General features: G+C 65.5%; 21 protein-coding genes. 5 read left to right on the top strand and 16 right to left on the bottom strand.

Annotated features, from left to right (window positions below):
* Positions 1 to 88: 88 nt before the first annotated feature.
* The 4 genes from B6V74_RS15245 to B6V74_RS15230 all read left to right on the top strand — a co-directional run bounded on the left by B6V74_RS15245 (position 89) and on the right by B6V74_RS15230 (position 5,177).
* On the top strand, positions 89 to 1,069 hold the full coding sequence (locus B6V74_RS15245; protein ID WP_075777065.1) for a tripartite tricarboxylate transporter substrate binding protein: 981 nt from the start codon (positions 89 to 91) through the stop codon (positions 1,067 to 1,069).
* 3 nt (positions 1,070 to 1,072) lie between these two features.
* Positions 1,073 to 1,516 carry a tripartite tricarboxylate transporter TctB family protein gene (locus B6V74_RS15240; RefSeq protein WP_075777064.1) on the top strand — a complete coding sequence of 148 codons (444 nt, stop codon included), beginning with the start codon at positions 1,073 to 1,075 and terminating at the stop codon, positions 1,514 to 1,516.
* Positions 1,517 to 1,529: 13 nt separating this feature from the next.
* Positions 1,530 to 3,029: a tripartite tricarboxylate transporter permease gene (locus B6V74_RS15235; RefSeq protein WP_088723289.1), complete on the top strand. Its 1,500-nt coding sequence runs from the start codon at positions 1,530 to 1,532 to the stop codon at positions 3,027 to 3,029.
* Between the two features lie 102 nt (positions 3,030 to 3,131).
* Positions 3,132 to 5,177, top strand: a complete 2,046-nt coding sequence (locus tag B6V74_RS15230; RefSeq protein ID WP_088723288.1) for an ATP-dependent helicase — start codon at positions 3,132 to 3,134, stop codon at positions 5,175 to 5,177.
* 67 nt (positions 5,178 to 5,244) lie between these two features.
* Here B6V74_RS15230 and B6V74_RS15225 read toward each other — a convergent pair whose 3' ends face one another.
* The 14 genes from B6V74_RS15225 to B6V74_RS15160 form a co-directional block, all read right to left on the bottom strand.
* Positions 5,245 to 6,267: an alginate lyase family protein gene (locus tag B6V74_RS15225; RefSeq protein ID WP_158275098.1), complete on the bottom strand. Its 1,023-nt coding sequence runs from the start codon at positions 6,265 to 6,267 to the stop codon at positions 5,245 to 5,247.
* A 22-nt stretch (positions 6,268 to 6,289) separates the two neighbouring features.
* Positions 6,290 to 8,983 carry an SEL1-like repeat protein gene (locus B6V74_RS15220; protein ID WP_088723286.1) on the bottom strand — a complete coding sequence of 898 codons (2,694 nt, stop codon included), beginning with the start codon at positions 8,981 to 8,983 and terminating at the stop codon, positions 6,290 to 6,292.
* A gap of 32 nt (positions 8,984 to 9,015) precedes the next feature.
* On the bottom strand, positions 9,016 to 9,633 hold the full coding sequence (locus tag B6V74_RS15215; RefSeq protein ID WP_075777059.1) for an alginate O-acetyltransferase AlgF: 618 nt from the start codon (positions 9,631 to 9,633) through the stop codon (positions 9,016 to 9,018).
* Entirely contained in the window at positions 9,630 to 10,949 is a 1,320-nt protein-coding gene (locus B6V74_RS15210) for a hypothetical protein (protein ID WP_088723284.1), read from the bottom strand. Before B6V74_RS15210 ends, B6V74_RS15215 begins: the two co-directional genes overlap by 4 nt.
* Positions 10,946 to 11,668: a hypothetical protein gene (locus tag B6V74_RS15205; protein ID WP_075777057.1), complete on the bottom strand. Its 723-nt coding sequence runs from the start codon at positions 11,666 to 11,668 to the stop codon at positions 10,946 to 10,948. The genes B6V74_RS15210 and B6V74_RS15205 overlap by 4 nt, the downstream gene beginning before the upstream one ends.
* The gene (locus tag B6V74_RS15200; protein WP_088723283.1) at positions 11,661 to 12,728 is read right to left on the bottom strand and encodes a hypothetical protein; all 1,068 of its coding nucleotides are present in this window, start codon (positions 12,726 to 12,728) and stop codon (positions 11,661 to 11,663) included. Before B6V74_RS15200 ends, B6V74_RS15205 begins: the two co-directional genes overlap by 8 nt.
* 12 nt (positions 12,729 to 12,740) lie before the next feature.
* Complete coding sequence (locus tag B6V74_RS15195; RefSeq protein WP_088723282.1) at positions 12,741 to 14,162, bottom strand: MBOAT family protein; 1,422 nt, start codon at positions 14,160 to 14,162, stop codon at positions 12,741 to 12,743.
* Positions 14,162 to 15,544 carry a right-handed parallel beta-helix repeat-containing protein gene (locus B6V74_RS15190; RefSeq protein ID WP_088723281.1) on the bottom strand — a complete coding sequence of 461 codons (1,383 nt, stop codon included), beginning with the start codon at positions 15,542 to 15,544 and terminating at the stop codon, positions 14,162 to 14,164. The genes B6V74_RS15195 and B6V74_RS15190 overlap by 1 nt, the downstream gene beginning before the upstream one ends.
* Complete coding sequence (locus B6V74_RS15185) at positions 15,531 to 16,934, bottom strand: sugar phosphate nucleotidyltransferase (protein ID WP_088723280.1); 1,404 nt, start codon at positions 16,932 to 16,934, stop codon at positions 15,531 to 15,533. The genes B6V74_RS15190 and B6V74_RS15185 overlap by 14 nt, the downstream gene beginning before the upstream one ends.
* Positions 16,931 to 18,037, bottom strand: coding sequence for an HlyD family efflux transporter periplasmic adaptor subunit (locus B6V74_RS15180; protein ID WP_088723279.1), 1,107 nt, complete (start codon positions 18,035 to 18,037; stop codon positions 16,931 to 16,933). Before B6V74_RS15180 ends, B6V74_RS15185 begins: the two co-directional genes overlap by 4 nt.
* A gap of 19 nt (positions 18,038 to 18,056) precedes the next feature.
* Positions 18,057 to 19,520: a glycosyltransferase gene (locus tag B6V74_RS15175; protein ID WP_088723278.1), complete on the bottom strand. Its 1,464-nt coding sequence runs from the start codon at positions 19,518 to 19,520 to the stop codon at positions 18,057 to 18,059.
* A gap of 6 nt (positions 19,521 to 19,526) precedes the next feature.
* Positions 19,527 to 20,846 (bottom strand): nucleotide sugar dehydrogenase, encoded by a 1,320-nt coding sequence (locus tag B6V74_RS15170; RefSeq protein WP_088723277.1) that lies wholly within the window; start codon positions 20,844 to 20,846, stop codon positions 19,527 to 19,529.
* Between the two features lie 205 nt (positions 20,847 to 21,051).
* A complete protein-coding gene (locus tag B6V74_RS15165) occupies positions 21,052 to 21,687 on the bottom strand; it encodes a response regulator transcription factor (protein WP_088718385.1) in 636 nt (211 codons plus the stop codon).
* Positions 21,688 to 21,703: 16 nt separating this feature from the next.
* On the bottom strand, positions 21,704 to 22,363 hold the full coding sequence (locus B6V74_RS15160) for a response regulator transcription factor (protein WP_088723276.1): 660 nt from the start codon (positions 22,361 to 22,363) through the stop codon (positions 21,704 to 21,706).
* Between the two features lie 595 nt (positions 22,364 to 22,958).
* Here B6V74_RS15160 and B6V74_RS15155 point away from each other — a divergent pair.
* The gene (locus B6V74_RS15155) at positions 22,959 to 23,375 is read left to right on the top strand and encodes a universal stress protein (protein ID WP_075777047.1); all 417 of its coding nucleotides are present in this window, start codon (positions 22,959 to 22,961) and stop codon (positions 23,373 to 23,375) included.
* A gap of 141 nt (positions 23,376 to 23,516) precedes the next feature.
* On the opposite strand, the gene B6V74_RS15150 is transcribed toward B6V74_RS15155, so the two are convergent.
* Together B6V74_RS15150 and B6V74_RS15145 are read right to left on the bottom strand one after the other, a co-directional pair.
* Entirely contained in the window at positions 23,517 to 24,566 is a 1,050-nt protein-coding gene (locus B6V74_RS15150; RefSeq protein ID WP_075777046.1) for a betaine/proline/choline family ABC transporter ATP-binding protein, read from the bottom strand.
* 10 nt (positions 24,567 to 24,576) lie between these two features.
* Positions 24,577 to 25,620: an ABC transporter permease subunit gene (locus tag B6V74_RS15145; protein WP_075777045.1), complete on the bottom strand. Its 1,044-nt coding sequence runs from the start codon at positions 25,618 to 25,620 to the stop codon at positions 24,577 to 24,579.
* Between the last annotated feature and the right edge of the window lie 100 nt (positions 25,621 to 25,720).

Here is a 25,720-nt window from a genome sequence, read left to right as displayed (position 1 = left end):
GGTAACGCCTTGCCAAGCCCAGAACATTCCGCAATCTTGCGCGCGATTACGGGCATTTTTGCCAAATATGACTCCGGGAGGCTCTACCATGATCATTTCGCGTCGCGCGGCCCTTTTGGGCGCTGCCGCTGTTTCGCTTTGCAAGCCCGCTCTGGCGCAGAATGCCGACTGGCCGAGCCAGCCGCAGCACGTATTCGTGGGCTTCCCCGCGGGCTCTTCGCCCGACCTGCTGGCACGGATCGTGACCGAGCCACTGGCCGACAAGCTGGGCCAGCCCATCGTGATCGAGAACAAGCCCGGCGCGGGCGGCGTGATCGGCATCCAGCAGATGCTGAACGCGCAGGATCAGAAGAACACCTTCGCCACCACGATCAACGGCCCGCTGACCACCGCACCGCGCCTGACGCCGAATCTCGGCTATGACGTCGCCAAGGATATCGCGCCGGTCACGCTGATCGCGACCTCGCCGCTGGTGCTTGTCGTGGCTGCCGATTTCCCCGCCGACGATCTCGCGGGCTTCGTGAAAGCCGCCGGGAAAGAGCCCGAGGCGCTGGCCTACGGCTCGGTCGGCAAGGGCTCGGGCGCGCATCTGACGGCAGAGCTGTTCTCCGACCGCGCCGGCGTCGAGATGCTGCATATCCCCTTCACCTCCTATGCCGAGGTCACCACCGCGATCATCGCGCACGAGATCGATTGCGGCTTCATGGCGCCCTCGGCTGCGATGCAATATGTCGAGGCGGGCAAGCTGAAGATCCTCGGCATCACCTCCGAGAAGCCCTTCGCGCAGGCCCCGGGCGTCCCGGTAATGGCGGGTCAGGCCGGTCTGCCCGACGATTTCCGCGCCGAGCTGTGGAACGCCTTCATCGCCCCCGCTGGGACGGATCCTGCGATCATCGACACGCTCAACACCGATATCAACGCGATCCTCGCGGATGACGCCGTGCAGAAGCGGCTGCTGGACATGGGCTGGCAGGCGGCGGGCGGCTCGCCCGAAGATCTGAAACAGCGCATCGCCGAGGACACCAAGGTCTGGGGCGCGGTGCTCGACCGGATCGACGCGAAGAACTGATCGATGAAGCGCGACATTCCTGATTTGGCGGGTGGCGTCCTTCTGGCCGCCATCGGCCTCTTCGTCACCCTCTACGCGGTGGATCACTACGAGATCGGCTCGCTGCGCCGGATGGGACCGGGGTTCTTCCCGGCGCTTCTTGGCGGCGTGCTGGCGGTCTTGGGGGTGATGATCGCCCTACCCGCCCTCGCCCGGCGTGGTGAGGCGATCCGCATCGCGTGGAAGGAATGTCTCGCGGTGCTGGCGGCGATCCTCGTCTTTGCCGCGGGCCTCGACCGCGTGGGGCTGGTGCCGGTGACGTTGGCCAGCGTACTGATCGCGACGCTGGCCGCTCCCGACCGCCGGATCGGCTGGCGCATCGCGCTCGCGATCGTCGTCACGCTCCTGTCGGTCGCGGTGTTCTCCTTCGGATTGAAAATGACCGTCCCGCTCTGGCCGGGACGATGAGAGGCATCTGGCTATGAGCGGTTGGGACGGGTTCCTTCACGGGCTGAGCGTCGCGGCGCAACCCGACGTGCTGATCTATTGCGTCTTCGGCGTGCTCCTCGGAACCTTCGTGGGCGTCCTGCCCGGGATCGGCGCGATGGCGACGATCTCGCTGCTGCTGCCGATCACCTATTACCTGTCGCCCGAGGCGGCGCTGGTGATGCTGGCCGGGGTCTATTACGGCTCGCAATATGGCGGCGCGGTGGCCTCGATCCTGCTGCGCCTGCCCGGGACGCCGCAATCGGCGGTGACAACGCTCGACGGCTATCCGCTGGCCCAGAGCGGCCGCGCGGGCGTGGCGCTTTTCACCTCGATGATTTCCAGCTTCTCCGGCTCGATGATCGGGATCGTCGTGTTGATCCTGCTGTCGGGCGCGTTGGCGCGGGCAGCGATCGCCTTCGGTGCGGCGGAATATGCCGCGATGATGATCCTCGGCCTCGTCGCCGCCTCGACGGTGGGGGCGAAATACCCCGCAAAGGGGCTGGCGATGGTGGTGCTGGGGCTGATCCTCGGCTGCATCGGCACCGATGTGAATTCCGGCGTTCAACGTTTCACCTTCGGCCAGACCGAGCTGATGGACGGCGTCAACCTCGTGGCGCTCGCAATGGGCCTGTTCGGGGTGGCCGAGGTGATCGCCAATATCCACGTCGCCGAGCGTACCGGCGTGCCGCCCAGCGTCGCGCTGCGCGAGCTGTTGCCCAGCCGGGCAGAGCTGCGCCGCATCCCCTTCCCCGCCCTGCGCGGCGCCAGCCTCGGCAGCTTCTTCGGCGCGCTGCCCGGCACCGGTTCGACGATCTCTTCCTTCCTCGCCTATGCTGCGGAACGCCGGATTTCACGCCGACCCGAGCAGTTCGGCACCGGCGCGATCGAGGGGATCGCGGGGCCCGAGGCCGCCAACAACGCCGCCGCGATCAGCGCCTTCGTCCCCACGCTCGCGCTTGGCATCCCGGGCGATCCGATCATGGCGCTGATGCTGGGCGCGCTGGTCATCCACGGCGTGCAGCCCGGCCCACTGATGCTCGATGCAAGGCCCGACATGTTCTGGGGCCTGATCGCGAGCTTCGGCATCGGCAACCTGCTGCTCCTGATCCTGAACCTGCCGCTGATCGGCATCTGGGTGTCGATGCTGCGTATCCCGTTCCGCTGGCTCTATCCGGCGATCCTGATTTTCGTCTGCCTCGGCGTCTATTCGGTGCGGGGATCCAGCTTCGACATGTTCGCCGTCGCCGCGATCGGGTTGGTGGGCTACGCGCTCTCGCTGGCCCGGTTCAACCCGGCGCTTCTGCTGCTGGGCTTCGTGCTGGGCCCGCTGATCGAGACCAACCTGCGCCGCGCCCTGCTCATCGCCCGCGGCGACCCGATGGTCTTTCTCGAGCGCCCGCTCGCCGCGGCTTTCATGATCGCAGCTGCGGGGCTGATCGTGATGTCGCTGGTGCAGGTGATCCGGCGCCGCGCGCGTTCAGTCGGCGGCTGATAGCCCACCGTGCAAGCTCGGCACGAAAGGCGAACATTTCAAGTTCTCATTTCGTTCCTATTCCGTTAACTTTCTCCCACGGACCGGAACGGGGGACAGGGAATGCCAGAGGCAGGCTATCTCGACAAGCTGAACGACAACCAGCGGGCCGCGGTGGAATTCGGCGTCGGCGGCGAGGCGCTCTCGCCGCCGCTTCTGGTGATCGCGGGGGCCGGGTCGGGCAAGACCAATACGCTCGCCCACCGGGTCGCGCATCTGCTGGTCAACGGCGCCGATCCGCGACGCATCCTGCTGATGACCTTCTCGCGCCGCGCCGCGACCGAGCTGACGCGTCGGGTGGAACGGATCACCGCGCAGGCCATGGGCACAGCTGTCGCCGCCGAGGCCCTGACATGGGCCGGGACGTTCCACGGCATCGGCGCGCGGATCCTGCGCGAGCATGCGCTGTCGATCGGGCTTCATCCGGAGTTCTCGATCCATGACCGCGAAGACAGCGCCGATCTGATGAATCTCTGCCGTCACGGGCTGGGCTTTTCGAAAACCGAAAGCCGCTTTCCCGCCAAGGGCACCTGCCTTGCGATCTATTCCCGCACGGTGAATGCCGAAACGCCGCTGGGCGAGGTGCTGCGCGACAGCTTTCCGTGGTGCGCGCAGTGGCAGGAGGAGCTGAAGCAACTCTTCGGCGCTTACGTGCAGGCCAAGCAGGCGCAGAACGTGCTCGATTACGACGACCTGTTGCTGGCCTGGGCGCAGGTCATGGCGGATCCGGGGTTTGCCGCGCATATCGGCGGGGCCTGGGACCACGTTCTGATCGACGAGTATCAGGACACCAACCGTCTGCAGGCGCGTATCCTGAAGGCGCTGAAACCGGACGGGCGCGGCTTGACCGTGGTCGGAGATGACGCCCAGTCGATCTATGCCTTCCGGGCCGCCACCGTGCGCAACATCCTCGATTTTCCCGACAGTTTCGACCAACGCGCCGATGTCATCACGCTCGACCGCAACTACCGCTCGACCCAGCCGATCCTCGCCGCAGCCAACGCGGTCATCGGCCTCGCGAAAGAGCGGTTCACCAAGGATCTCTGGACCGAGCGCGCCTCGGGGCCGAAACCTCAGCTGGTGACCGTCCAGACGGAGACCGAGCAGGCGCGTTTCATGGTCGATCGTATTCTCGAGAACCGCGAGACCGGCATGAAGCTCAAGGAGCAGGCGGTGCTGTTCCGCACTTCCAGCCACTCGGTGCAGATCGAGGCCGAGCTGACGCGGCGCAATGTGCCTTACGTGAAATTCGGCGGGCTCAAGTTCCTCGACAGCGCGCATGTGAAAGACCTGCTTTCGTTCCTGCGGCTGGCACGCAATCCGCGCGACCGGGTGGCGGGGTTCCGGGTGCTGCAACTGATGCCGGGCATCGGGCCCAAGGCGGCGGGGCGCATTCTGGACGCGCTCGACCTCGCCCCCGATCCCCGCGCAGCGCTTGCCGATGTCGCGCCGCCAACCCGCGCCGGAGCGGACTGGGAAGGCTTTGTCGAGGCCATGAGCACGCAGGCGGCATGGCCCGCAGCACTTGGCCTTGCCCGCGCATGGTACGACCCGCATCTCGACCGGCTGCACGAGGATGCCGAGGCCCGGCGCGCCGATCTGCTGCAACTCGAACAGATCGCGACCGGCTACCCGTCGGCCGAGGCGTTCCTGACCGACCTCACGCTCGATCCGCCCGACGCCACCAGCGATCAGGCGGGCGTGCCACTCAAGGACGAGGATTACCTGATCCTGTCGACCATCCACTCGGCCAAGGGGCAGGAATGGAAATCGGTCCATCTGCTGAACGCCGTCGACGGCTGCATGCCGTCAGACCTCGGGACCGGTTCGAGCCACGAATTGGAGGAGGAGCGGCGGCTGCTCTACGTCGCGATGACGCGGGCGAAGGATCAGTTGACGCTGGGGCTGCCGCTGCGGTTCTACGTCACGCAACAGACCCGCAACGGCGACCGGCATGTCTATGCGATGCGGACGCGGTTCATCCCGCGGGAAATCCTGCACCATTTCGAGTCCGTTCACTGGTCGCCGGTGCAACATGGCGGGGCGGCCCAACGCCCTGCCCCCGCCCCCATCGACGTCGCAGCGTCGATGCGACAGATGTGGAGCTAAGCTCCGGTGAGGTCCGCCCTGCCCGTCCGGACATCAGGGCGGACCCTTCGCTTCGGCTTCGCCTCGCTTACCACAGGGCGGATTGTTCACCGCCGAGCTTGGAATTGCTGAGGGGGCGATACTCCTCGACGAAGGAAGCGATTTCCGGGGCGTCAAAGAGCGACAGATACGCATCGGCCCAAGCCAGTTCGAAGCTTTTCAGCTTTTCGTCGCCGGTGGCGAAGGTCTGCTCCTCGCCGGCCTTCTCGGCGACCATGTCGAGGTTGTCGAAGGCGGCCGGGATGAATTTGACCGCGCGATGGATCGCGCCGTCGCACATGTCGAAGGTCGGATAGCCATCACCTTGCAGAAGCGCCGCGCCGACTACGAGCGGGGCGACGGCGTGAAGCTGATAGTGCAGCGCGCGGGGACCGCGCTCCATCTCCCATTTCAGCGCGCCGTCCTCGTCGGCCTGACAGGCGACGAGCGCGAAGCTCGTATTGGCCCAGGCCTTGAGGTAATCGTCGCCCGCAGCATTGCCGACGGCCGCCGCGGCGAGCCCTGCCCAGGCGCGCAGGTTGTTCTGACTCGCCATGTCCGGCGCTTCGGTGTCGAACCACTTGGCAGTGTGACGCGCCCGCGCCTTCAGCCAGTCCTCGATCGTTTTCGCCTTGTCGGGATCGACCTCCGTCGCGGATTCGGCCTGAAGATAGGCCAGCGCCATCGCGCCGAAGCGCGACGGGGAGGAGAGATTGGCGTTCATGCTCTGAAGATCGCTGAGCGCATCAGCTTTCGCCCAGACGCTAAGCGCGTCCACCACGCAGGCGGCGGCGTCCTCGGCGCCGTCCCCGCCCTTGGCGGCCTTGTTGGCCTTGCCGGTGAGATCCACGATGAAATCGTCGATCGGGCCCAGCGCCTCGTTCACCGCCGCGTTCGAGGCTTTGTCGATGTCCGAACGGTCCTTGCTGTCGTCCGTGTAGCGGCTGCCATAGTCGAGAGAGACGACGGGCTCTGGCACGTTCATGCAGGTGACGTCGCTTGCGTCCTGCGCCCAGAGGGCGGGCGCCGGCAAGGCAGCGACGAGCGCCCCGATGATGAGAAATCGTTTCATGACTCTACTTTCGTGTCTCGCGTTACTGAATGAGGCGCGCCGTGGCGGCGGCCGTTTCGTTGCCCGCACGGGCGGCGGCGAGAAGCAGTTTCCGCGACCGCTCCATGGATTGGTCGACGCCAACCCCGTAGGCATAGGCCTGCGACAACAGATACATCGCGTCGGCGTTGCCCCCGTCTGCCGCGCTTTGCAGCAGCGAGGCGTAGCGCTCTGCCGTGTCCTCGGGTGCGTCGCTTTCGCGCACGATCCGGGCCAGTTCGAGCTGTGCCGCGGCATTCCCCTTCTTTGCGGCCTCGGCGTAAAGGGCACGGCGATCTACCTTCGCATTAACGATCTCGCGCACTTTCGGGTCCGAATATTCGAGGAAATTGAAGATATCGGCGATGTCCTTGGGCGCCGCGATCTTCAGCAGTCGGACCGTCATCGCAGCCGTCTTCTCGGTGCTCATCTCGATCTTGCCGTCCTGGCGCAGCGACAGAAGCCGGCGCAGCGCAAGGGGATAGCCACGGTCTGCGGCGGCGCGGTAAAGCTTCATCGCGCGCGCCTTGTCGTCCTCGGACGACCCCATTTCGCGCAGGGCGTCGGCAACGGCCACGTCTTCCCACCCGTCGCCTTCGGAAACCGCGCTCGCGATCTTGAGCCAATGATGCGCCCCATCCTTGGCGTCGATCTTGCGCAGGACATGCGCATAGTCGAGCGCCATGGACGTCGTGCAGTCGATGGTGCTGCGAATGCGGGCCCGGTAGGTCGCGACATCGCCGGCCTTCTTGAGATAGGGCAGCGCGAAGAGCATGGCCTTCACGTCCCCGTTTCGCGCGATGGCGTCGCGATAGGTTCGCCATGCCGTGTCGGAATCCATGATACCGTGATCGATCAGAACCCCGATCGCGGTGCCGTTGCCGTTCTTCGCAAGGTCGCGGGCAAGCGAGATCATCCGTTCACGCTGGGTCTTGTCGAGTTCGGTGCGGCTTCCCAGCACAGAGAGGTAGAGCGTCTTCGCCCCCGTCTCTCCCGCGTCGATGGCCTGCGCCAGAAAATCCTCGGCGGCGCCGACATGGCCGCGATTGAGCGCGAGTTTCGCTTCCGCCGTGTAGAGCGCGCCACCCGAGGCCTCTGTCATCCGGCGCATCTTGTCGCCCGCGCCTTCGGGGTTCACGTCATGGAAATTGGCCAGCGACCGCGCGCGCATGTTGATCGCCTGCGATTGCAGCCGGGCCACCGTCAGCGGATCGTCTTGGGGGTTCACCGCGTCGAGCTGGCTCGGAGTGAGTTCGACCGTCGAGTCGCCGGCGAATTCTTCCATCTTCGTCCAGTATTTCGACTCCGAGAGGATCGGGGCATCCCGTGACCGGCACTGGAAAATGGCCTGGAGATCCTGCATCGGTTCGGTCTTGCCGTCGATATAGACCGCGTCACGCAGCTCCGAGACGATGTTGAGCAGGTCCTGCTCGCCGTCGGCATCGCGGATCTTGATCTCCGCAAGGTGCATCCGGGCCGCCGAGAGCGTCGGATCGATCTTCAGCGCCTCGGCGTAGAGCTTGGCGGCACGGTCCTCGCCGGCCCACCGCCCCTGCTGTTCGAGGACGAGATTGCCGCGCTGTGCATAGGCCCAGGCGGGGGTACCCGGCGCGTCGATCATCCGGTCCAGCGCATCCGCAAGACGCGCCCGCCCGCCGGGCTCGTTTTTATGGGCGCGGGCGATGTTCACGAGACGGATCCGCGCAGTTGGGTCGCCGTAACCGGCGGCCTCCTCGTAAAGCGCGCGGGCTTCTTCGGGATCACGCTCGGTCAGGGCACCGCGTTCGAGGATGCCCCCGAGGCGCAGCATCGCGTAGGGCAGATCGAAATCCGCCGCCTGACGCAGGCTCTTCATCATCAGGTCGTTGTCCCGGTCGACCTCGGTCGCCTCGCGGTTCATTTCGGCAAGGTTCCAGGCGGCGTTGGCCCCGCCCAGTCTGGCCGCGAAACGGTACCAGTCCTCGGCCAGCTTCGGATCTGGTGCGACGACCTCGCCGTCGCGGAAGATCGCGGCAATGCGGTTCACGCGGTCGCACAGAAGCGGATCGAGATCGCCCAGCAGGTTCCCGAGCGCCATGGTCACGGCCACGTTGGGCGCGATGTTCCAGTCGTCGATCTTCTGCTTGTATGACAGCTCAACCATGCGCAGCAGCGAGCTACTGTCGCCCGCATAGGCGGCCTGACGCCAGAGTGCGATGGCCCGCTTGCGATCGCGCGCGACACCGGTGCCGTTATAGAGCAGTTCCGCCGCCGTGCGTTTGACCGAAGCCGATCCGGCCGGCGCCATGTCGAGCAGGCGCTTGACCAGACCTTCATCCGCGAGATCCTGCATCCGGCCCGCAGCGACGAGAAGGTCGATGCGGTCCAGAAGAAGGTTGGTCTTGTCGTAGCCGTCCCCGGACTTGAGCAGGCGCTGGTCCGCCGCCTCGATGACGTCGAACCAGCGTTTCGCGTCGTTCTGGCGCAGCAGCCGCAGGTCGCGGCGGATCAGCCTCACGTCGCGGTCGCCCAGTGGCCCGCCGTCATAGTCCTTCCACCTTTCGGTCAGGACGTGCTGCGGAGGCCGGGGGCTGCAGGTATCGCTGCCAGCCTCGACCTGGGGAGGATCGAACGGCACCGAGACCGGTTTTGCATGGACCGATCCGGTCTGGGCAATCAGGCCCAATGCTATGGCGGAAAGGATGCGTGTCAGAGACATGGTGATCTTCTCCAGGACGAGGCGTGTCAGTTTCAGTTCGCGTAGGTGCTGTCGGTGGCGGTCAGCGCGCCGTCGGCGCCGACGATCACCGTGGTCGCGGTACCGCGACGCAGCTCCAGCGGATCGAGGCTCGAGAGCGTCTCACCGTCCTGACGCAGCTCGAAGGTCAGGGTCAGCGGCGCCTTCAGGCCGACTGCCCCTTCAGTGCCGGGCGCTACATCGGACAGTGCCGCCGTTTTCGCCTCGGTTGCATAGAGATCGAAAGTCTTCATGTCGCTCAGGTTGTAGAGCAGCAGATCCGCCTGCGCGGGGCTTTCGGTTATGTCGTCCTTGATCATCGGTTCGTCCTTGACCGAAGACAGGATGGTGTAATGGGTGCTGGCGCCCACCTCGACGGAGCGTTCCTCGTCGCCAACGGTGAGGTCCACGTCGCCGGGGGAAACCTCGACATAGGGGGTCAGGCCCGCATCCGAGGTCTCGAGCCGCGTACCGTCGATCGACACCGAATCCGCATCGGGCGCGATCACGCGCAGGAAGGAGGCATCCGGCGAGGACGGCTCGGGGTAGAGCCCTTCATCCTGCGCGGCCGCGGGCAGCGCGGTCAGCAGCGCGACAGGGAGGGAAAGCAGAAGCGTTCGCTTGTTCATCATGTCTGGGATCCTTTCAAGGTACATGTGGAGAGCGTGGCGTCCTTCTCGGCCGGCTGGTCGAGTTCGACGCGCACATGGGTGTAGTCCTTGCGCCAAAGCGGGCGCGCATACTCGTAAAACCAACGGGTCGGCCCCACGCGCTCGGAGCGCTGGATCGTCGTGGAGCCGGTGAGACCATCGTCATTCGAGAACTTGAGCGTGGCGCGCACACCGTTCGCCCGGCCGGTATCGACACCGAGATAGCTCTCGGGCGTCCAGCTGTTGGCGGGCAGGTCCGCGGTCAGCACGTTCGGGTCGGGATTGGCGGTCTTGAGAGGCGTGCAGTCGGCGCCGGCCGCCGCGATCAACTCGCGCAGGGGGCGTTCGCCGAACCCGCCGAGATTGTTGTAGATCGGGTTTTCCCAGATCAGCACGCGCGGCTTGTTCTCGCGGAAATCCTCCGACAGCAGGTAGGAGGTGATCGCGCCGAACTGGTTGCCGCCGGTCACCGAGTAGTTCGCGACCTGTGCCTGGGTCTCGTAGGACAGGGCATCTTCGAAGCTGAACATCTTCTCGGCGGACATCGAGGTGCCGACCAGCGCGATCGGCGGACCGGCGCTGTCGGCCGCGAAGATATCGCCCGCGTCGCCGCTGCCGCCGCCTTTTTCGGTGGCCTTGAACCGTTCGGTCCGCGGAACCGGCAAGCCGTCGCGGCAAAATTTCTGAATATGGCGCCGCAGCGCGGATTCGACCGGTTTGGTGCCCGTCGAGGTCAGCTCGATCTTGGTCGTTTTCATGTCGTCGAGCGATGGCGTCTGGTGAATCGTGTCGGCGATCGCCTTCGCCACGGAATGCGCGCCGTCCGGCGACCAGTGGAAATCGAGGCCGATGAAAGGCTGGCGATCGTCCGGCAAGGTATTCATCGCCGTGACGGTGTCGATGGCGGTGACATTCGCGTCGGCCAGCCGCGACAGGAACGCCTTGTACCCGGCCTGGGCGAGCGCCTTGTCATAGCCGTAATCCGCCGCTTCGGGCGGCAGGTGCTCCGGCATCGCGAGGCTCTTGGTCGGAATCGGCACGTAGATCAGCTTGGTGCCCCTCTCGGCCAGCACCCGCGACAGCGTGCCCACGGTTTTCGCGGCCGCCGCAGAGAGCGGGTGATAGGTCCGCATGTTGAGGTTGAGGCGGTAGAAAAAGCCGTCGCTGCCTTCGAGAACCGGCAGGTTATCCGCCGTGGCGAGCCCGTGGCAGTCATAGGCCGACTTCTGCTGTGCCAAGGCCGATCCGGTCCCGGCGGCCAGCAACCCGGCGGCAAGTGCGAGTGAACGGAGTATCATTGCGTTTCCTTCTCGGTATCGTCGGAACGGGCGTCGAGCTGCGCGAGGATCGACTTTGCGGCCGTGCGCGTGCCCAGTTCATCCGCGTCCGAAGCGGCATGGGTGAGGATGGAATGCAGACGTTCGGGCGCGACGAGGTCCGGGTTCTGCAGGGCCTTGGAGCCGATCTGGATCGCTGCGGCGCCGTCGCCGGACTCGGCCAGCTCTAGCAGCAGGTCGCGGGCACGCTCGGGATGGTAGCCGAAGGGCTTGCCGGACTCGTAAAAGCCCGTCAGCGCCTCGCGCGCCTTGGTGTAGCCCTGCACCGCCAACGTCCGGATCGCGTTCTCGAGATGGTGGAGTCGCTTGTCCGAGACGTCGAGATCGGGCCGCTCGAGGATGCGGATCAGCGGCCCCAACGCGTAGTCGCGCCCGGTGAACACCGCAGAGGCGTAATAGAGCGCCGCGTCTCCGACGACGCTCGGATCGTCGAGCGCCATCAGCCGGTTGGCATAGCGGAACGCGGCCAGCCCGTCGCCCGCATCCGCGAGCGCGCGCATCTCGGCAAAGCTGAGATGCTGGTCGTGCAGCATCCGCTTGCGGTCGTGCTGCAGCTTCCAGGTCGGCAGGTCGGCGGTCTCGGTGACGCGGTCGTCGATCACCGCCTGCCCGAACACCGGTCCGGCCAATACGACCGCGAGCAGGCCCGCCATGGTCGTCGCAAGACGCGGATCACGCATTTCCGGCCTCCTTTCCGTCGATGTATCTCGGCTCGCCGAGATAGCGGATCGGGAATTCCCAGATCACCCGCGCGGGCGGCGCATCGTCCAGTTTCGGCTCGGACAGGAACGCGTTCATCGGTTCGATCGGGCCGCGGCCTTCCTCGGCGAGGTTAAGGATGTCGCGCCCCAGCGCGATCTTGAGGGCGGGCACGAAGCTCCAGGACTTGTTGGCGCTGTAGCTCGTGCCGACCAGAACCGTGTCGATCGGCGCATCGTCGGAGGCGAAGATGCCCTTCTTTTCCGCGCCTTTCTCTTCGGCGACATAGGGCGTCACCCGCTCGGGGCCAAGCCCCACGCTCGGCGCGAAATCGTCGGTGGTGACGAAGGACACCAAGTCCCCCATGAACTCCTTGGGCCGCGCCGGGACCTTCTTGAACACCGTGTCGCCATGGGAAATCTTGCCCGATTGCGCCACGGCCTTGGCCACCCTCGCAGCCCCCTGCGGGGTCCAGTGCGTGTCGCGCGTCAAGAAGACCGGATCGGGCCCGGCATCGGCCAGCGCGGGCCGGGTATCGACGGTCGTGACGCCCTCATCGGTCAGCGCCGCGCGGAAGGCGCGATACTGGTCCTCCATCGCCTGCCCCGCCTGTTCGCCGCCGTGGTCGCGGTAGATGTCGATCTTCGCGGGCACCGGCACGACGACGAGCTTGGTCCCCAGCGCGTTGAGCTGCGCCTTGACGTCGGCGACGACCCCGGCGGCGGTCTTGATCTCGGACGGCGTGGCGCGATCGAATTCCTCATCGGTGAAGAGCCAACCGTCATCGCCCGCCGTCACGCCGTCACGGCCTTCGCCGATCAGCTCGTAGCGCGCAGCCCCGATCAGGCCGACCGCAGTCTTGCGGTGCGGCTGCGCCTTTCCGTAGAGCGCGCCGAGCGACGTCGCAGCCTTGCCGCTCACGAAGTCGCCCTTGACCGTTCCGGGCAGCCCCTTCTCGAAGATATCCACGTTCACGAACAGCGCGTAGCCGAGGAACAGGATCGGCACGCTGGTGCGTATGGCTTTCAGCATCATCTGCATGGGTCCGGTCCTTCAGAATTGGAAATAGAGGAAGGGCGAGAAGCTTTGCTCGGCCAGCTTCAGGATGGTCAGCGTCGCCAGCACGGTGACGGCCATCGGCGGCACGATGGCGCTCGTGGCGGTCAGCGTGCCGTCAGGGCGCGGCGAGAGCGGGCCGTCGACCATACGGGCCAGCCAGGGCTCGAGGATGGCGACGCCGATCGCGATGACGAGCACCGCGACGCTTTCGCCGGTGATCTCGAAGGCGGCATCCGGCGACAGCCCGATCCCGTTGGCCCCCAGCATGCCGGCGAAGACCTGTCCCGCCTCGACGATCGAGGTGGCGCGGAAGATCACCCAGCCGATGAGCACGACCAGAAGCGTGCGCAGCAGCGCCGCGGTGGAGCGCGACTTGACCCAGCCGGAATAGCGTTCCCACATCAGCCAGCCGCCGTGCCAGGTGCCCCAGATCACGAAGGTCCAGGCCGCGCCGTGCCACAAGCCACCCAGCACCATCACCGTCATCAGGTTGACGTAAGTGCGTGCCGGGCCGATGCGGTTGCCGCCGAGCGGAATGTAGAGATAGTCGCGCAGCCAGACCGACAGCGAGATGTGCCAGCGCCGCCAGAACTCGGTGATCGAGCGCGAGATATAGGGCGTGTCGAAATTCTCGATGAAGCGGAAGCCCAGCATCATGCCCAGCCCGATCGCCATGTCGGAATAGCCCGAGAAGTCGAAGTAGAGCTGCATCATGTAGGCGATCGCCCCGCCCCATGACAGCGTCAGCGACGGATCGGGCGTCGAGAAGGCGAGATCGGCCAGAGGCGCCACCGCATCGGCCAGCAGCACCTTCTTCGCCAGTCCGACGAAGAAGCGCATCATGCCGTCCGAGAACATCTCGACCGAGTGGGTGCGGTGCCGGAACTGATGCGCGAGATCCTTGTAGCGCAGGATCGGCCCGGCAATGAGCTGCGGGAAGAGCGCGATGAAGGCCGCAAAGTCGAGCGGGTGCACGTCATCGGGCGCATCGCCGCGATAGGTATCGACGATATAGCTCACCGACTGGAACACGTAGAACGAGACGCCGATCGGCAGAAGGATCTGCCAATGCACGCCGATGGCGTCGGGCGTGGTCCCGAACAGCGCGGTCAGGCTGTCGATGAAGAAATTGAAATACTTGAAGAAACCCAGCACGGCTAGGCAGCCGGCGACGCCGATGCCGGTCCATATCTTCGCCATCCGCACATTCGCGGCATGGCGGATCGCCCGGCCGGTGAGCCAGGTCCAGGCGGTGGTGCCGACGAGCAGCAGCAGGAAATCCACCCGCCACCACGCGTAGAACACGTAGGAGACCGCGAGCAGCGTCAGCGACTTCCAGCGGCTCGGCGTCAGATAATAGAGCGCGAGCGCCAGAGGCAGGAAGAGAAACAAAAAGGTTTCGGATGAAAAGACCATCAGGTAGCGCCCTCTCCGGAACAGGTGTCAAAAGCTGCGCGCGCGGCATCGCGGCGCAGAGGTGCGGGATCGAGCGCGCGCACGCCGGAGACGCTGAGATCCCCCGCGCCGCCATCAGCGCTCGCGCGCAGGAAATCGGGCGTCAGCGCGTCGAGATCGCCCGACAGAAGCCGGGGGCGCTGATCCGTGAAATCGTTGTCATGCAGGCGCAGGTCGGCAAGGCCGGTCGCGCGGATGCCCATCCGGTTGCCCGCAAAGCGGCTGTCGGTGATCAGCACCCGCGTTTCGGGGCGCTGGCGGTCTATCATCAGTCCGGGGCCTCTATTGTCGGCAAACCGGCTCTCGTTGAAGATCGTCGTGCCCGCACCGCGCTCGGCGAAGCCGGCGCCTTTGTTTCCCGAGACCTCGATCCGGTCGAAGAGAACGCAGGTCGCGCCTTGCGCCATCGTCGCGCCGGAACCGTCGAAGCCCCGCACGGCGACATCGCGAAGCTGAAGCGCGCGGCTGTTGTCATCCACGCGCATGCCCTTGCCCTGCCCGCCATCGAGCGCGACATTGACGAGCCGCATTTCGGAGACGCCCGAAAGGTGCAGCGCCTGCTCGCCCCCGGTATCGCGGACGGTCAGATCGGTGATCGTGCCCCCGTCGATATCGCGCAGCATCAGGCCGCTGCCCCGCGCGTCGGCAATCTCGGTATCGGTGAGGTTCACCCCGTCGAGATCCTGCAGGACGACGCCGCGCAGATCAGTGAAACTGTTCCCGGTCATCGCGGCCGGGCTGCCGAAACTGAGCAACCCGCGCCCGCCGAGAAACAGTCCGGCGCTATAGGCCCGGTCGCCATAGCCGAGGCCGGTCAGCGTGGCATCTTTCAGCGACAGGCTCTGCGGTCCGAGTGCTGCGACAAAGGGGCGGAACCCCGCAATATCGGGATGCACGTCGGGGCCCGCGGCGATGGTGGCGTGATCGACGTCGAGTGCGCCGAAAGAGATCAGGTAGCTGCCCTCGCGACGCGAAAGGTCCAGCCGATCGCCCTCGGACAGCGAAAGCGACGCGCCTTTCAGCACCACGATGGGCATCGAGGCCACAAACCGGTCATCCTTGCGGATCAGCGCATCGGGATGGCCGGAATCCGCCAGCAGGTCGTCGAGCATGGCCAAGGTCACATCGCCCTGGTTGAGGTAGATCGCCGAGCCGCCGCCCGGCGTATCGCCCAGAAGCTCCGTGTCGATTTCGACCCCGGCCCCGGCGGCAAGCTGGGTCAGCGCCAGGCGCACGTTGGACACCGACGCGCTGACCGCCTGCTGAGCAGCCGCCGGCGCGGTGAGCGCCAGCGCCAGCCCGCAGGACAGGCCAAGACAACGCAGGTGTTCACTCACGTGCATCGCGCGTTTCCTTCGATGTCTCTTCGGCCTCGTCTTCCGAGAGGTCGATTTCGTAAAGGCTCAGCGCCCCGTCGCCGGTGTTCCAGACCTCGACCGACGAGCCGGGGCTTACGTTGATGCTATGACCCTGGCTGCAGGCATGGGTCGGCCCGCCGTTCTTCCAGTGGCCGCGACCGCTCGACACAGCGAGCAGCTTTCCACCCGGGGTCGGCCCGCGGAAGGTCGCGGTCTCGCCCGCGTCGAGGGTGAGACGCGACACGGCGGGGAAGGCCTCGCCGCCCTGCCCGATATCTTCGGTTGCGACCTCGGGATGGCGCGCCACTTCGCTGCGGTTCTGGGCCTTGAGCTCGGCGACGGCGTCTTTCACCTTCTGGGCGTTGCTGTGATTGGTCACGAGGAGCGCGTCGGGCGTGTCGACGACGATCACGTCCTCCATGCCGATCACGGTGACCAGCTTGTCGCCCGCGCGGATCAGCGAGTTGCGGCAGTCGAGGGTCAGGGCCTGTCCGGTCGAAACGTTGCCGTCTTCGCCCTTGGGGCTGATCGAATGGATCGCGGTCCAGGCCCCGACGTCGTCCCAGTCGACCTCGACGGGGGCGACGGCGACGCGGTCGGAGCGTTCGAAGATCAGCCGTTCGGTCGGCTCGTTCGCGGCCTCGGCGAAATGCGCGCCGTCGAGGCAGAGGCCGGTTTCGGTCTTTTTCGCGCCGTCGAGCGCGGCCAGAACGGCGGCCAGCGTCGCCGGGTCGTATTTCTCGAATTCCTCGATCAGGACGTCGGCGCGCATCAGGCTGATGCCCGACGCCCAGAACGTGTCGCCCGATGCGACGAGCCGTTGGGCTTTCTCCAATTCGGGCTTCTCGATGAAACTGGTGACCTCGTGGAGGCCTTCCTGGCCATCGACCAGCGCGCCGCCGGAGATATAGCCGAACCCGGTCTCGGCATATTTCGGCACCACGCCGAACAGCACGATCCGGCCCTGCTGCGCGCCCTCGCGCATCTGCTTTACGACCGTGTTCATGTCGCCTTCGATCTTGTGATCGGACGGCAGGACCAGAAGCAGCGCCTCGGGATCCTCTTCCGCCAGCGTCAGGGCAGCGGCGAGAACCGCGGGGCCGGTATTGCGGCCCATCGGCTCCCCCAGAAAGCGCCCGGTGACGCCGATCTCGGCCAGCTGATCGCGCACCAGACCCTCCTCGGAGGCGGCGGCGACCAGCAACGGGTCAGCGAAATCGTCATCGAGATGGCGCGCCACGGTGCTTTGCAGGAACGTCGGACCGCCATTGCCGTCGATGGACTGGAATTGCTTGGGCTGGGCGACGCGGGACATCGGCCACAAGCGGGTCCCCATCCCTCCAGACAGAACTACGGGATTAACGACACTATTCATGACTGGTCTCCAATTGCTTTGATACTACGGGTAAAGGCGCGCGCTTCTCCGAGCGCGTCGCGGGAAAGGCTGCCCCAATCGACCCCGAAGGCATCGCGGCTGACGCTGAGCGCGGCGACCTGCCCCGCCTCGTCGGGCGAAAGGTCGATCGATGGGACGAGATTGGCGCGCACCAGCCCGTCGGAGCCGACAGCGCCCGGCGCGCGGAACCCGTCGCCGAGGGTCGCACGGAATTCGGTCCCGTCAGGCAGGGTCACGTTGACGCCGCCGGTCTGCTGCACTTCGAACAAAAGCTCCTGCGGCAGGCGCGCCTCGATGACCAGCGGCGCATCCGGAGCGGAGATCTCGAAGAGCGGCTCGCCGGCAAGAACGGTGCTGCCCTCGGCCACGGAAATCGGATGGACGGTGCCTTTGGTCGGCATGGCGATCGAAAGCGTCTCCCCGTCCACCGTGTCGAGCGCGAAGAGCACATCGCCCGGACCGGCATCGGGGTTGATGAAGCTGATCTGACCGTCGGCGGTCGCCCGGATCGTCTGGCCCTGCGCGACCACGCGGCCCGGGGCGGCGATATCGGTCGTGAACAGACGCGCTTGCATCAGGCTGACGGCCAGCGCGATGAGCGCGACGCTCAGGGCAAGCACGACGAGCGTGCCGAACGCGCTGCGCAGCCGCTTGCGGAACCCGGGCTTCGGCGCCGCTCCGGTGCCGCCCTTGGGTTGCGCGAGCGATCCGCTGCGGATCAGCCCGCCGGAGCTGGTCAGGTCACCCGAGATATAGTCATTCAGGATTTGCCGCAGCTGCGGCGAGTGATCGCCCGTCGGCTCGGTGAAGACCAGTACGCTGGAATTGTCGCCTTCCACCATGACCCGCGCGGTCGGCACGAGCGCCACCTGAAAGCCGGGAAAGTCGAAGATCAGGTGGACGATCTTTTCCGTGCCGTCGATCCGGCGGTCTATCAGGCCCGAGACCTGCGCCTCGGTCAGCGACAGACCGTCGCCTGCGTAGCGCCGTCCGTCGATGACCGCGGAAAACGGGATATCGATCAACGGGTGTTCGTTTCCGGCCGAAAGCGGCGCCGGTGAAGTATCGGGGGCGTGTGTCATGGTGCGTCCTGTCGGTCGTTTAGAGAAGTCCGGTCGAGAGCGCCGCGGCGAGGGTTAGCCACCCCAGCGCAAGGACCTGCATGTAAGTGGAAGTGGCCGAGCGCAGCCGCGCTCCGAGAGGCATGCGCGCCGCGGCTTTCTTGGCGGCCTGGCGCGTCCATTTCTGCCGGTCGAGACGGAACAGGGCCGAGCTCTTGACCGACGCGCCGAGGATCTGGCCGAAGTAGAGCAGCGGCGCGTAGATGATCGGGAAGCCGCCGCCCCGGAAGGTCGAGAGCATCCAGCAGAAGACGTAGCGGGTGAACATCACCCAGGCGATGTAGGCGGGGATCACCGCGGGCGTCGCGAAGAGCGCGGTCAGCGCGATCGAGATCGGCCCGAACAGCGTCGTCCAGATCGACACGCGCTGGTCGAGGATCGACCACCAGGTGAAGAACCCGATCCGCGACGGGCCCAGCGCCACCGCGCGGCCATTGGTGCGCAGCATGTTGCCGAACCACCGCTTCATCAGCGCCACGGCGCTTTCGACGAAGCCCGGCATCGGCTGCTCCTCGTAGGAGACGCAGCGCACGTCGGGCAGATAGGTCATCCGGTAGCCGCGGCTCAGCAGCCAGAACCAGGTCGATTTGTCGTCGCCGGTCAGGAAGTTGATCCGACCGAGCCGCCAGTGATCGATATGGTCCGACTGAACCTGTCGGATGAAGCTCGGGTCCACCGCCAGGTCGGCGCGGAAGACGGACATCCGGCCCGTCAGCGTCAGCACCCGGCCGCCGAACGCCATCGAGGACATCATCATCTGGCGCTGCATGAAGCGCAGATCGAACCAGTTCCGAAAGAGCCAGTCATCCGGGATCTCGACGGATTCGTCGGTGGTCAGCGCCCCGACCCGTTCGTCGGTGAAGAAGGGCGCGGAGCGCTCGACGATGTCTGCTGGCACGGCGCTGTCGCCATCGACGAACAACATGATGTCCTCGCGTCGCGGGGCCTCGCGCTGCATCAGCCGCAGCGAGCGGGCGATGGCGTCGCGCTTCCCCGTTCCCGGGATCTGGTCGATGATGAAGCGCACCTGCGGCATGTCGTGCCTGCGCGCCTCGAAGAGATCGCGCAGCACCCTGAGGTCGGCGCCATCCACCACCGAGGCGACGATGGTCGCGCCGCCGGGCGAGCGGCGGGCCGCCTCGAAGATCGAGCTGTAGACGCGGCTCGTGACGCCCGGCTCGATCTTGTAGGTCGTGACCATGAAATACGCGTGCGCCGGAACGGGGCGGCGCGCATAGGCGGCCTCGGCCCGCGCGCGGCGCCGGGGATAGAGCACCCGGACATAGGCGGTCGCGCGCAGGAAGTTCAGTGCCGCCCATCCATACCGCCACAGGCCGATCACCCCGAGCACCACGATGGCACTATCGGCGGCAGCCAGGCTGGTGTCGCGCACGGCAAGGCCCAATGCGACGAAAGCCGCGATATAAATGAGATGACCCAGCATTGCGGATTACCAGCAGATGCCCTGATAGCCAGCGTCGCTGACGAGGTTCGGGTCGATGCGGCCGAGATCCACCACGCGGCGGTTCCCCAGCGTCTCCTTCAGGCGGGCGGTCACCTCGGGATACTTGTTGCCCACGACGATGACCTCGCTGTCTTCGATCAGACGGTCCAGATCGTCTTCCATCCGTTCGAAGAGGTCGGGCACGACGGCGTTGCCGCGGCCGGCGGCGCCGGGATCGTTGGCGAAGGCTGTGGCGACATAGGGATCGTAGATGCGCACGTCCTGACCGCTTTCAATCAGCCGCGCGGCCAGGTCGGCCAGCGGGCTTTCACGCAGATCGTCGGTGCCCGACTTGAAGCTTACGCCGACGAGACCGACGGTCTTCTTCGAAGCGGAGCGCACCATGGCCTCGGCGCGCTCTATCTGCGCCTCGTTCGCCTCGAGAATGGCGTTCAGAAGCGGCGTCGCGACGCCCGATGTCTCGCCCACCGCCTTGAGTGCGCGCACGTCCTTGGGCAGGCAGGAGCCGCCGAAGGCGAAGCCGGGACGCAGGAAGGCCGGCGACATGGCGACCTTGGTGTCGCTGCACAGGACCGCCATCACCTTCTGACCGTCGAGGTCGTTGGCCTTGGCGATGTTGCCGATCTCGTTGGCGAAGCTGATCTTCGCCGCGCGCCAGCTGTTCGAGGTGTATTTCACCATCTCGGCGGTGCGAATATCGACCTTGTTCATCTCGCAGGGAAGATCCTGGTTGATCTCGGTCAGGACCTGTTCGGTCTGCGCGTCGAGGCTGCCGAACACGATCAGGCCGGGATCGGCGTAATCCTCGATCGCGGTGCTTTCGCGCAGGAATTCCGGAAAGTAGCCGACGCCGAAATCGCGCGCTGCGAGCTTGCCGGAGGCGCGTTCGAGCGTGGGAATGCAGATCTCTTCCATGGTGCCGGGGACGATGGTCGAGCGCATGATGACCGTGTGGCGGTCTGGCTTGTTGGCGATCGCCTTGCCGATGTCCTGACAGACGGAGACCACGAAGGTCAGACCGACCGAGCCGTCGGGCGCCGAAGGCGTGCCCACGCAGACGAAGGAGGCGTCGGTCTTCGCGACGGCCTCCGCCGCGTCGGTCGTGGCCCTGAGCCGACCGCTCGCAGCCATCTCGGCCACCAGCTCGTCGAGCCCTTTTTCAACGATGGGCGCGCGGCCCGCATTCAGTCCATCGACCTTGCTCTCGTCGAGATCGACCGCAATCACTTCGTGGCCGTCACGAGCAAGGCAAGCCGCTGACACGACGCCCACGTAGCCGATCCCGAAAACACTGATCTTTGCCATAATTCTTTTCCTTCTCCCCTCGAAACGGGCGAATCGAAACGTGTAATGGGCAGGGGTACCGCCCGGTTCGACCCAAGGGATAAAGGAAGATTCGCAGCCCTTTCAGTCGGGAATACGGGCGAAGAGCGGAGGAATTTCGGAAAGGGGTCGGGAGCTTCCTGACCCCCCGTGTGGGGCAAAAACCCACCCGGGAGGTCGGACGGGCTCAGACGAGCCAGCCCCGCGCGCTCGCCATCCGGATCAGCGCGGGCCGGTCCGCGAGGCCAAGCTTGTTCATGCCACGCGCGCGGTGGCTGTCGACGGTCTTTCGGCTGAGGCCGATCTGGTCCGCGATATCGCTGTTGGAATAGCCTTTGGCCCAGAGCCGCAGCACATATTCCTCGCGCTCGGTCAGCGCCTTGCCCTCGGTGGGGCCCGGCATCTCGCCCTCGGCGGAGCGCGAAAGACCGCGGTCGACCAGGCTGCCGCCCGCAAGGGTGACGCGGATCACCCGCATCAGCGCGGGGCCCGAGATCGATTTCGCCACGACGGAGCTGAAGCCGATCCGCATGCAGAAGCTGACAAGCTCCTTTGTCGGCTGCGACGCAACGGCGATCAGCGCCAGCGAGGGACAGGCGGCCAGCATCTGCGGGACCAGATCTTCAAGGTTCGGTGTAAACTGCGGATCGATAAGGAGAACATCCCAGTCGGGATCGCGCAGGCGTTCTATGTCGGTGGCAGAAAGCGCGTCGCCATGCGTCCCCGTGTCGTCGAATGTCGACGCCGCGAGGTCGAGCACCGCTGACGCGAAAATCGGACTTTGGTCGGCCACGCCGATCCGGATCGGACTAACGCTTCGCATCTTCCACTAGACCCGGTTACACCGCCCAGGCGTTGCGCCGCGCAAAGGTTTCGAGTTCGCGCGCGCATGTGAGACCCATCTTTGACAGGGCGCGGTACTTATGCGTCTCGACGGTCTTGCCGCTGATCAGAAGGTCGTTTCCGATGGCGCGACAGCTCTTGCCGTCGACGAGCCCGCGCACGACCTCCCGCTCCCGGCTGGTGAGGGCTTCGGTGCCGACCAGAATGGGCGCGCTGGAATCGCTGCGCGCTTCGGCATAGCACCCGTCGACATACAGACTTCCCATGGAGACCGAGAAAACCGCGTCGATGAGCATTTCGATATTGCCGCTGCGGGAGACGACGCCGTCGTAATCCGACTGCAGACACTGGCGCGCGATCTCGAGTGCAGTTTCCGGCAGGTAGGCGATTGCGGCGACCGGACCGGCGGCCTCGCGGACGGCGCTCAGGGTCTCGGCAGGGTCCGCAGAGGTCTGGCTCGGGTCGAACACGACCACGTCGCAGGTCTCCATCGGGACGTCCTTCGAGGTCAATGCGGAGGGCACATCTTTGCATTCGCTGACAACCGCGATGCTTCCATCCGCAGCGAAGCTCCGCTCCACAGCATCCGCGAGAATGGCGTTGTCGTCGATGAACAGAACACGGGGGGTTTCGGTTGCGTTCGTGAAGTTGGCCATGTTGAGTTCTCCCGCTCACTTCGGTTAACAGCGAATTTACGGTCCGTTAACAGGTGCTTTGCGGGTTAGTTCCGTCACGACTGACGGTCTTTTCGAGCGCTCAGCGGGAACCTGCCGCCGACTTTCGCGAAGGTTCGGATATTGTTGGCAAAGTTCGTTTCATGGCTCTCGGCGCGTTATCGCCTGAAGATTTTGTGACTACCGTTATGGTTGTATTAATTCCCGAAACTCAACCGAGTTCCCCTGCTATCATCGCGATTTCTCGTTGAGGCGCCTCGTCCGAAACCAGCCCCATCGCGTCAAAACACACGTCGAAAGCGAGGCCCAAAAGAGACTGTGCACGGACGCGTGTGAAAGTCTCCTTCCCGCATGCTCGCGCGGCAGCGTCGTTGCGAGGCCTTCGCGGCGATACGCACGGGGCCTGAATGCACTGTGGCGCTCTTTGCGGGCGCCTATGTCGCTGCGCGACATCGGAGTGACGCTTATGCCCATTTCGAGCTCCGGAATTCGTCGTAGGGGCGAGGCTGTTTCAATCCGGGTACGCGCCCGGTCGCCACGAGGTTCATTTTCCGCCTCGAACTTCCCGGAGGCCATCATGGCACGCCAGACAAAGCTCATCCTCTGCCCCATCAACCTGCGCCACGCCCAGGTCGAACATCATGCCTACATGGAAGCCGTAGAGATGGCGCGGCGGCGCCAAGCCAAGCTGATCGTCGCGACGATCGCGCCCGAGATCGAGCGTAATCTCAACATCTACAACTCCGATACCTATTGGGGCCAGCAGCTGCGCAAGTTCGTCAACGACAATCCCGCCAGCGGGGTGCCCGAGATCGAGATGGTCGTGCGCAAGGGCGCCGTGCATCGTCAGATCGTCAAGCTGGCAGACGAGCGCAAGGTGGACCTCATCGTGATGGAAGCCGCCAACCCGAAGGTGAAAGACTATCTGCTGGGCACCACGGCGTCGCATGTCGTGACCCATGCGGAGTGCTCGGTCTACGTCGTGCGCAGCTAAGGACAGGGCCCGGGATGCGACAGCACACCGGGCAGCGCGCACCCCGCTCCTGCGGCATCCCACGCTTATATTTGGGAAAAGCCCGCGCCTGTCGCGCGGCGGGTCGGACCCGCCCCAATACAGGGGCGGATCCCTTTCTTCTTACCTCTTGGCGGTTTCGCCCGAGGATTGCGCGGGCACCAGCGCGCGCATGATCGAGGGCATGGTGAGGCTGCCCACCGGCTCGCCCCCCATCATCACGCGGTAGCGGCGGTCGAGCGCCCCTTCCGCCTTGGCGATGACGCTCTCGAGGTTGTCGTTGCCGTCGATATCGCCCGACATTTCGCCTTCCGGCGCGCCACGCTCCATCACCGAGCGCACGCGCAGCACGCGGGCGCGGTTGATGTCGGCCACGAAGTCCTCGATGTAGGGATCCGCCGGGTTGAGAAGGATCTCCTGCGGTTCGCCCTGCTGGACCACCCGACCGTCATTCAGGATCACCAGGTGATCGGCGAGCTTGAGCGCCTCGTCCAGATCGTGGGTGATGAAGATGATGGTCTTGTGCAGCTCGGCCTGAAGCTCGAGCAGCAGGTCCTGCATGTCGGTCCGGATCAGCGGATCGAGCGCCGAGAAGGCTTCGTCCATCAGCATGATGTCCGAGTTCGACGCCAGCGCCCGGGCGATCCCCACGCGCTGCTGCATCCCGCCCGAGAGCTGGTGCGGGTGGTGGTCCCCGTAGCCCCCGAGCCCGACACGGTCGAGCCATTTCTCGGCCTCCGCGACATAGTCCGAGGCCGGAAAGCCGCGGGTGGCCAGCGCCATCGCCGTGTTCTCCGCCACCGTGCGGTGGGGCAGAAGGGCGAATTTCTGGAACACCATCGACATCCGCTCGCGCCGCAGCTTGCGCAGCTGCGCCTCGTTATAGTCGAGGATGTTCTCGCCATTGACGAGAACTTCCCCCGCGGTCGGCTCGATGAGCCGGTTGAGGTGCCGGATCAGCGTGGATTTACCCGAGCCCGAAAGCCCCATGATGACGGTGATCTCACCCTCTTTCATGTCCACGTTGATGTCGCTGAGCCCGAGCACGTGGTTGCGCTTCTCGAGCAGTTCCGGCTTGCCCATGCCTGCCTTCACGTCTTCCAGCGCCGCTTGCGGATCCGACCCGAAGATCTTGTAGAGGTGTCGGATCGAGACCTTGATTTCCTTGGTCATGCCTGTCTCCTCACTTGCCGCTCTTGCTGGTGTCGATCCGCGCCAGCGAGGCTTTCGTCACGCGGTCGAGCAGGATCGCGATGATCACGATGCCGAAGCCCGCCACGAGACCAACACCCAGTTCGAGCGACCGGATACCGCGCAGCACGAGCACGCCCAGACCCGGGGCCGAGACGAGCGAAGCGATCACCACCATGGCGAGGCTCATCATGATCGTCTGGTTCACGCCGGCCATGATGTTGGGCAGCGCGAGCGGGATCTGCACGCCGAACAGCTTCTGGCGCTTGGTCATGCCGAAAGCGTCGGCTGCCTCGATCACGTCGGGATCGACCAGTCGGATGCCGAGATCGGTCAGGCGCACCACGGGCACGATCGCGTAGAGGATGATCGCGATACCGTAGAGCTTCGGCTCGGTCACCGAGAACAGGAAGATCAGCGGGATCAGGTAGACGAAGGGCGGCAGCGTCTGCAGCATGTCGAGGATCGGGATCACGGTGCGCTGGAGCCTGTCGCTCCGCGACATCGCGATACCTATGGGCACGCCGAAGAGAACGCATATGAACGCACAGACGAAGATGATCGCCAGCGTCTGCATCGCCGCGTCGTAATGGTTGATGAAGGCGAGGAAGGCGATCGAGACCAGCACGAAGACCACAAGTCTCCAGGACCGCGTGACCAGCCAGGTGATCAGCATCAGGATCGGCACCATCAGCCACCACGGCGTGTTGGTCATGATCCAGAGCATGTCGCGCAGCGCCCAGCTCAGCGGCTGTGTCAGCGGGTCGACGACGGCACGCAGACCGCCACGGATCGCGAGAAATCCGTCTTCGAGGCCCTGCGTCACGTCGCGCGAGGGCGGGATCGCCGCGCAGGCCTTGTTGAGGGCGTCGAGCGAGGGAAAGGGCCAGTTCCACAGGGAGGGGCCTTGCGTCGTGGTGCCGTCGGTCTGTGCGATCAGGTCGGCCATCGACGTCATGCCGCCGCCACCGTCACCGCCAGCCGAGCACCAGTCCTTCAGCCCCACGGCGTTAAAGAAATTCTCGTAAGCTGCCATTGGTTTTCCGGGTCATTGGGGAGGACCCGCCCCATGTTGTTGCGTGATGGATCGAAAAAGGACGGGGCCTGCCTCGGCCCCGTCCAAGGTGTGCGCATCA

The organism is Thioclava sp. F42-5, from assembly GCF_002213195.1.
Classification (GTDB): domain Bacteria; phylum Pseudomonadota; class Alphaproteobacteria; order Rhodobacterales; family Rhodobacteraceae; genus Thioclava; species Thioclava nitratireducens.
This window is presented reverse-complemented; position numbering and strand designations above follow the sequence as displayed.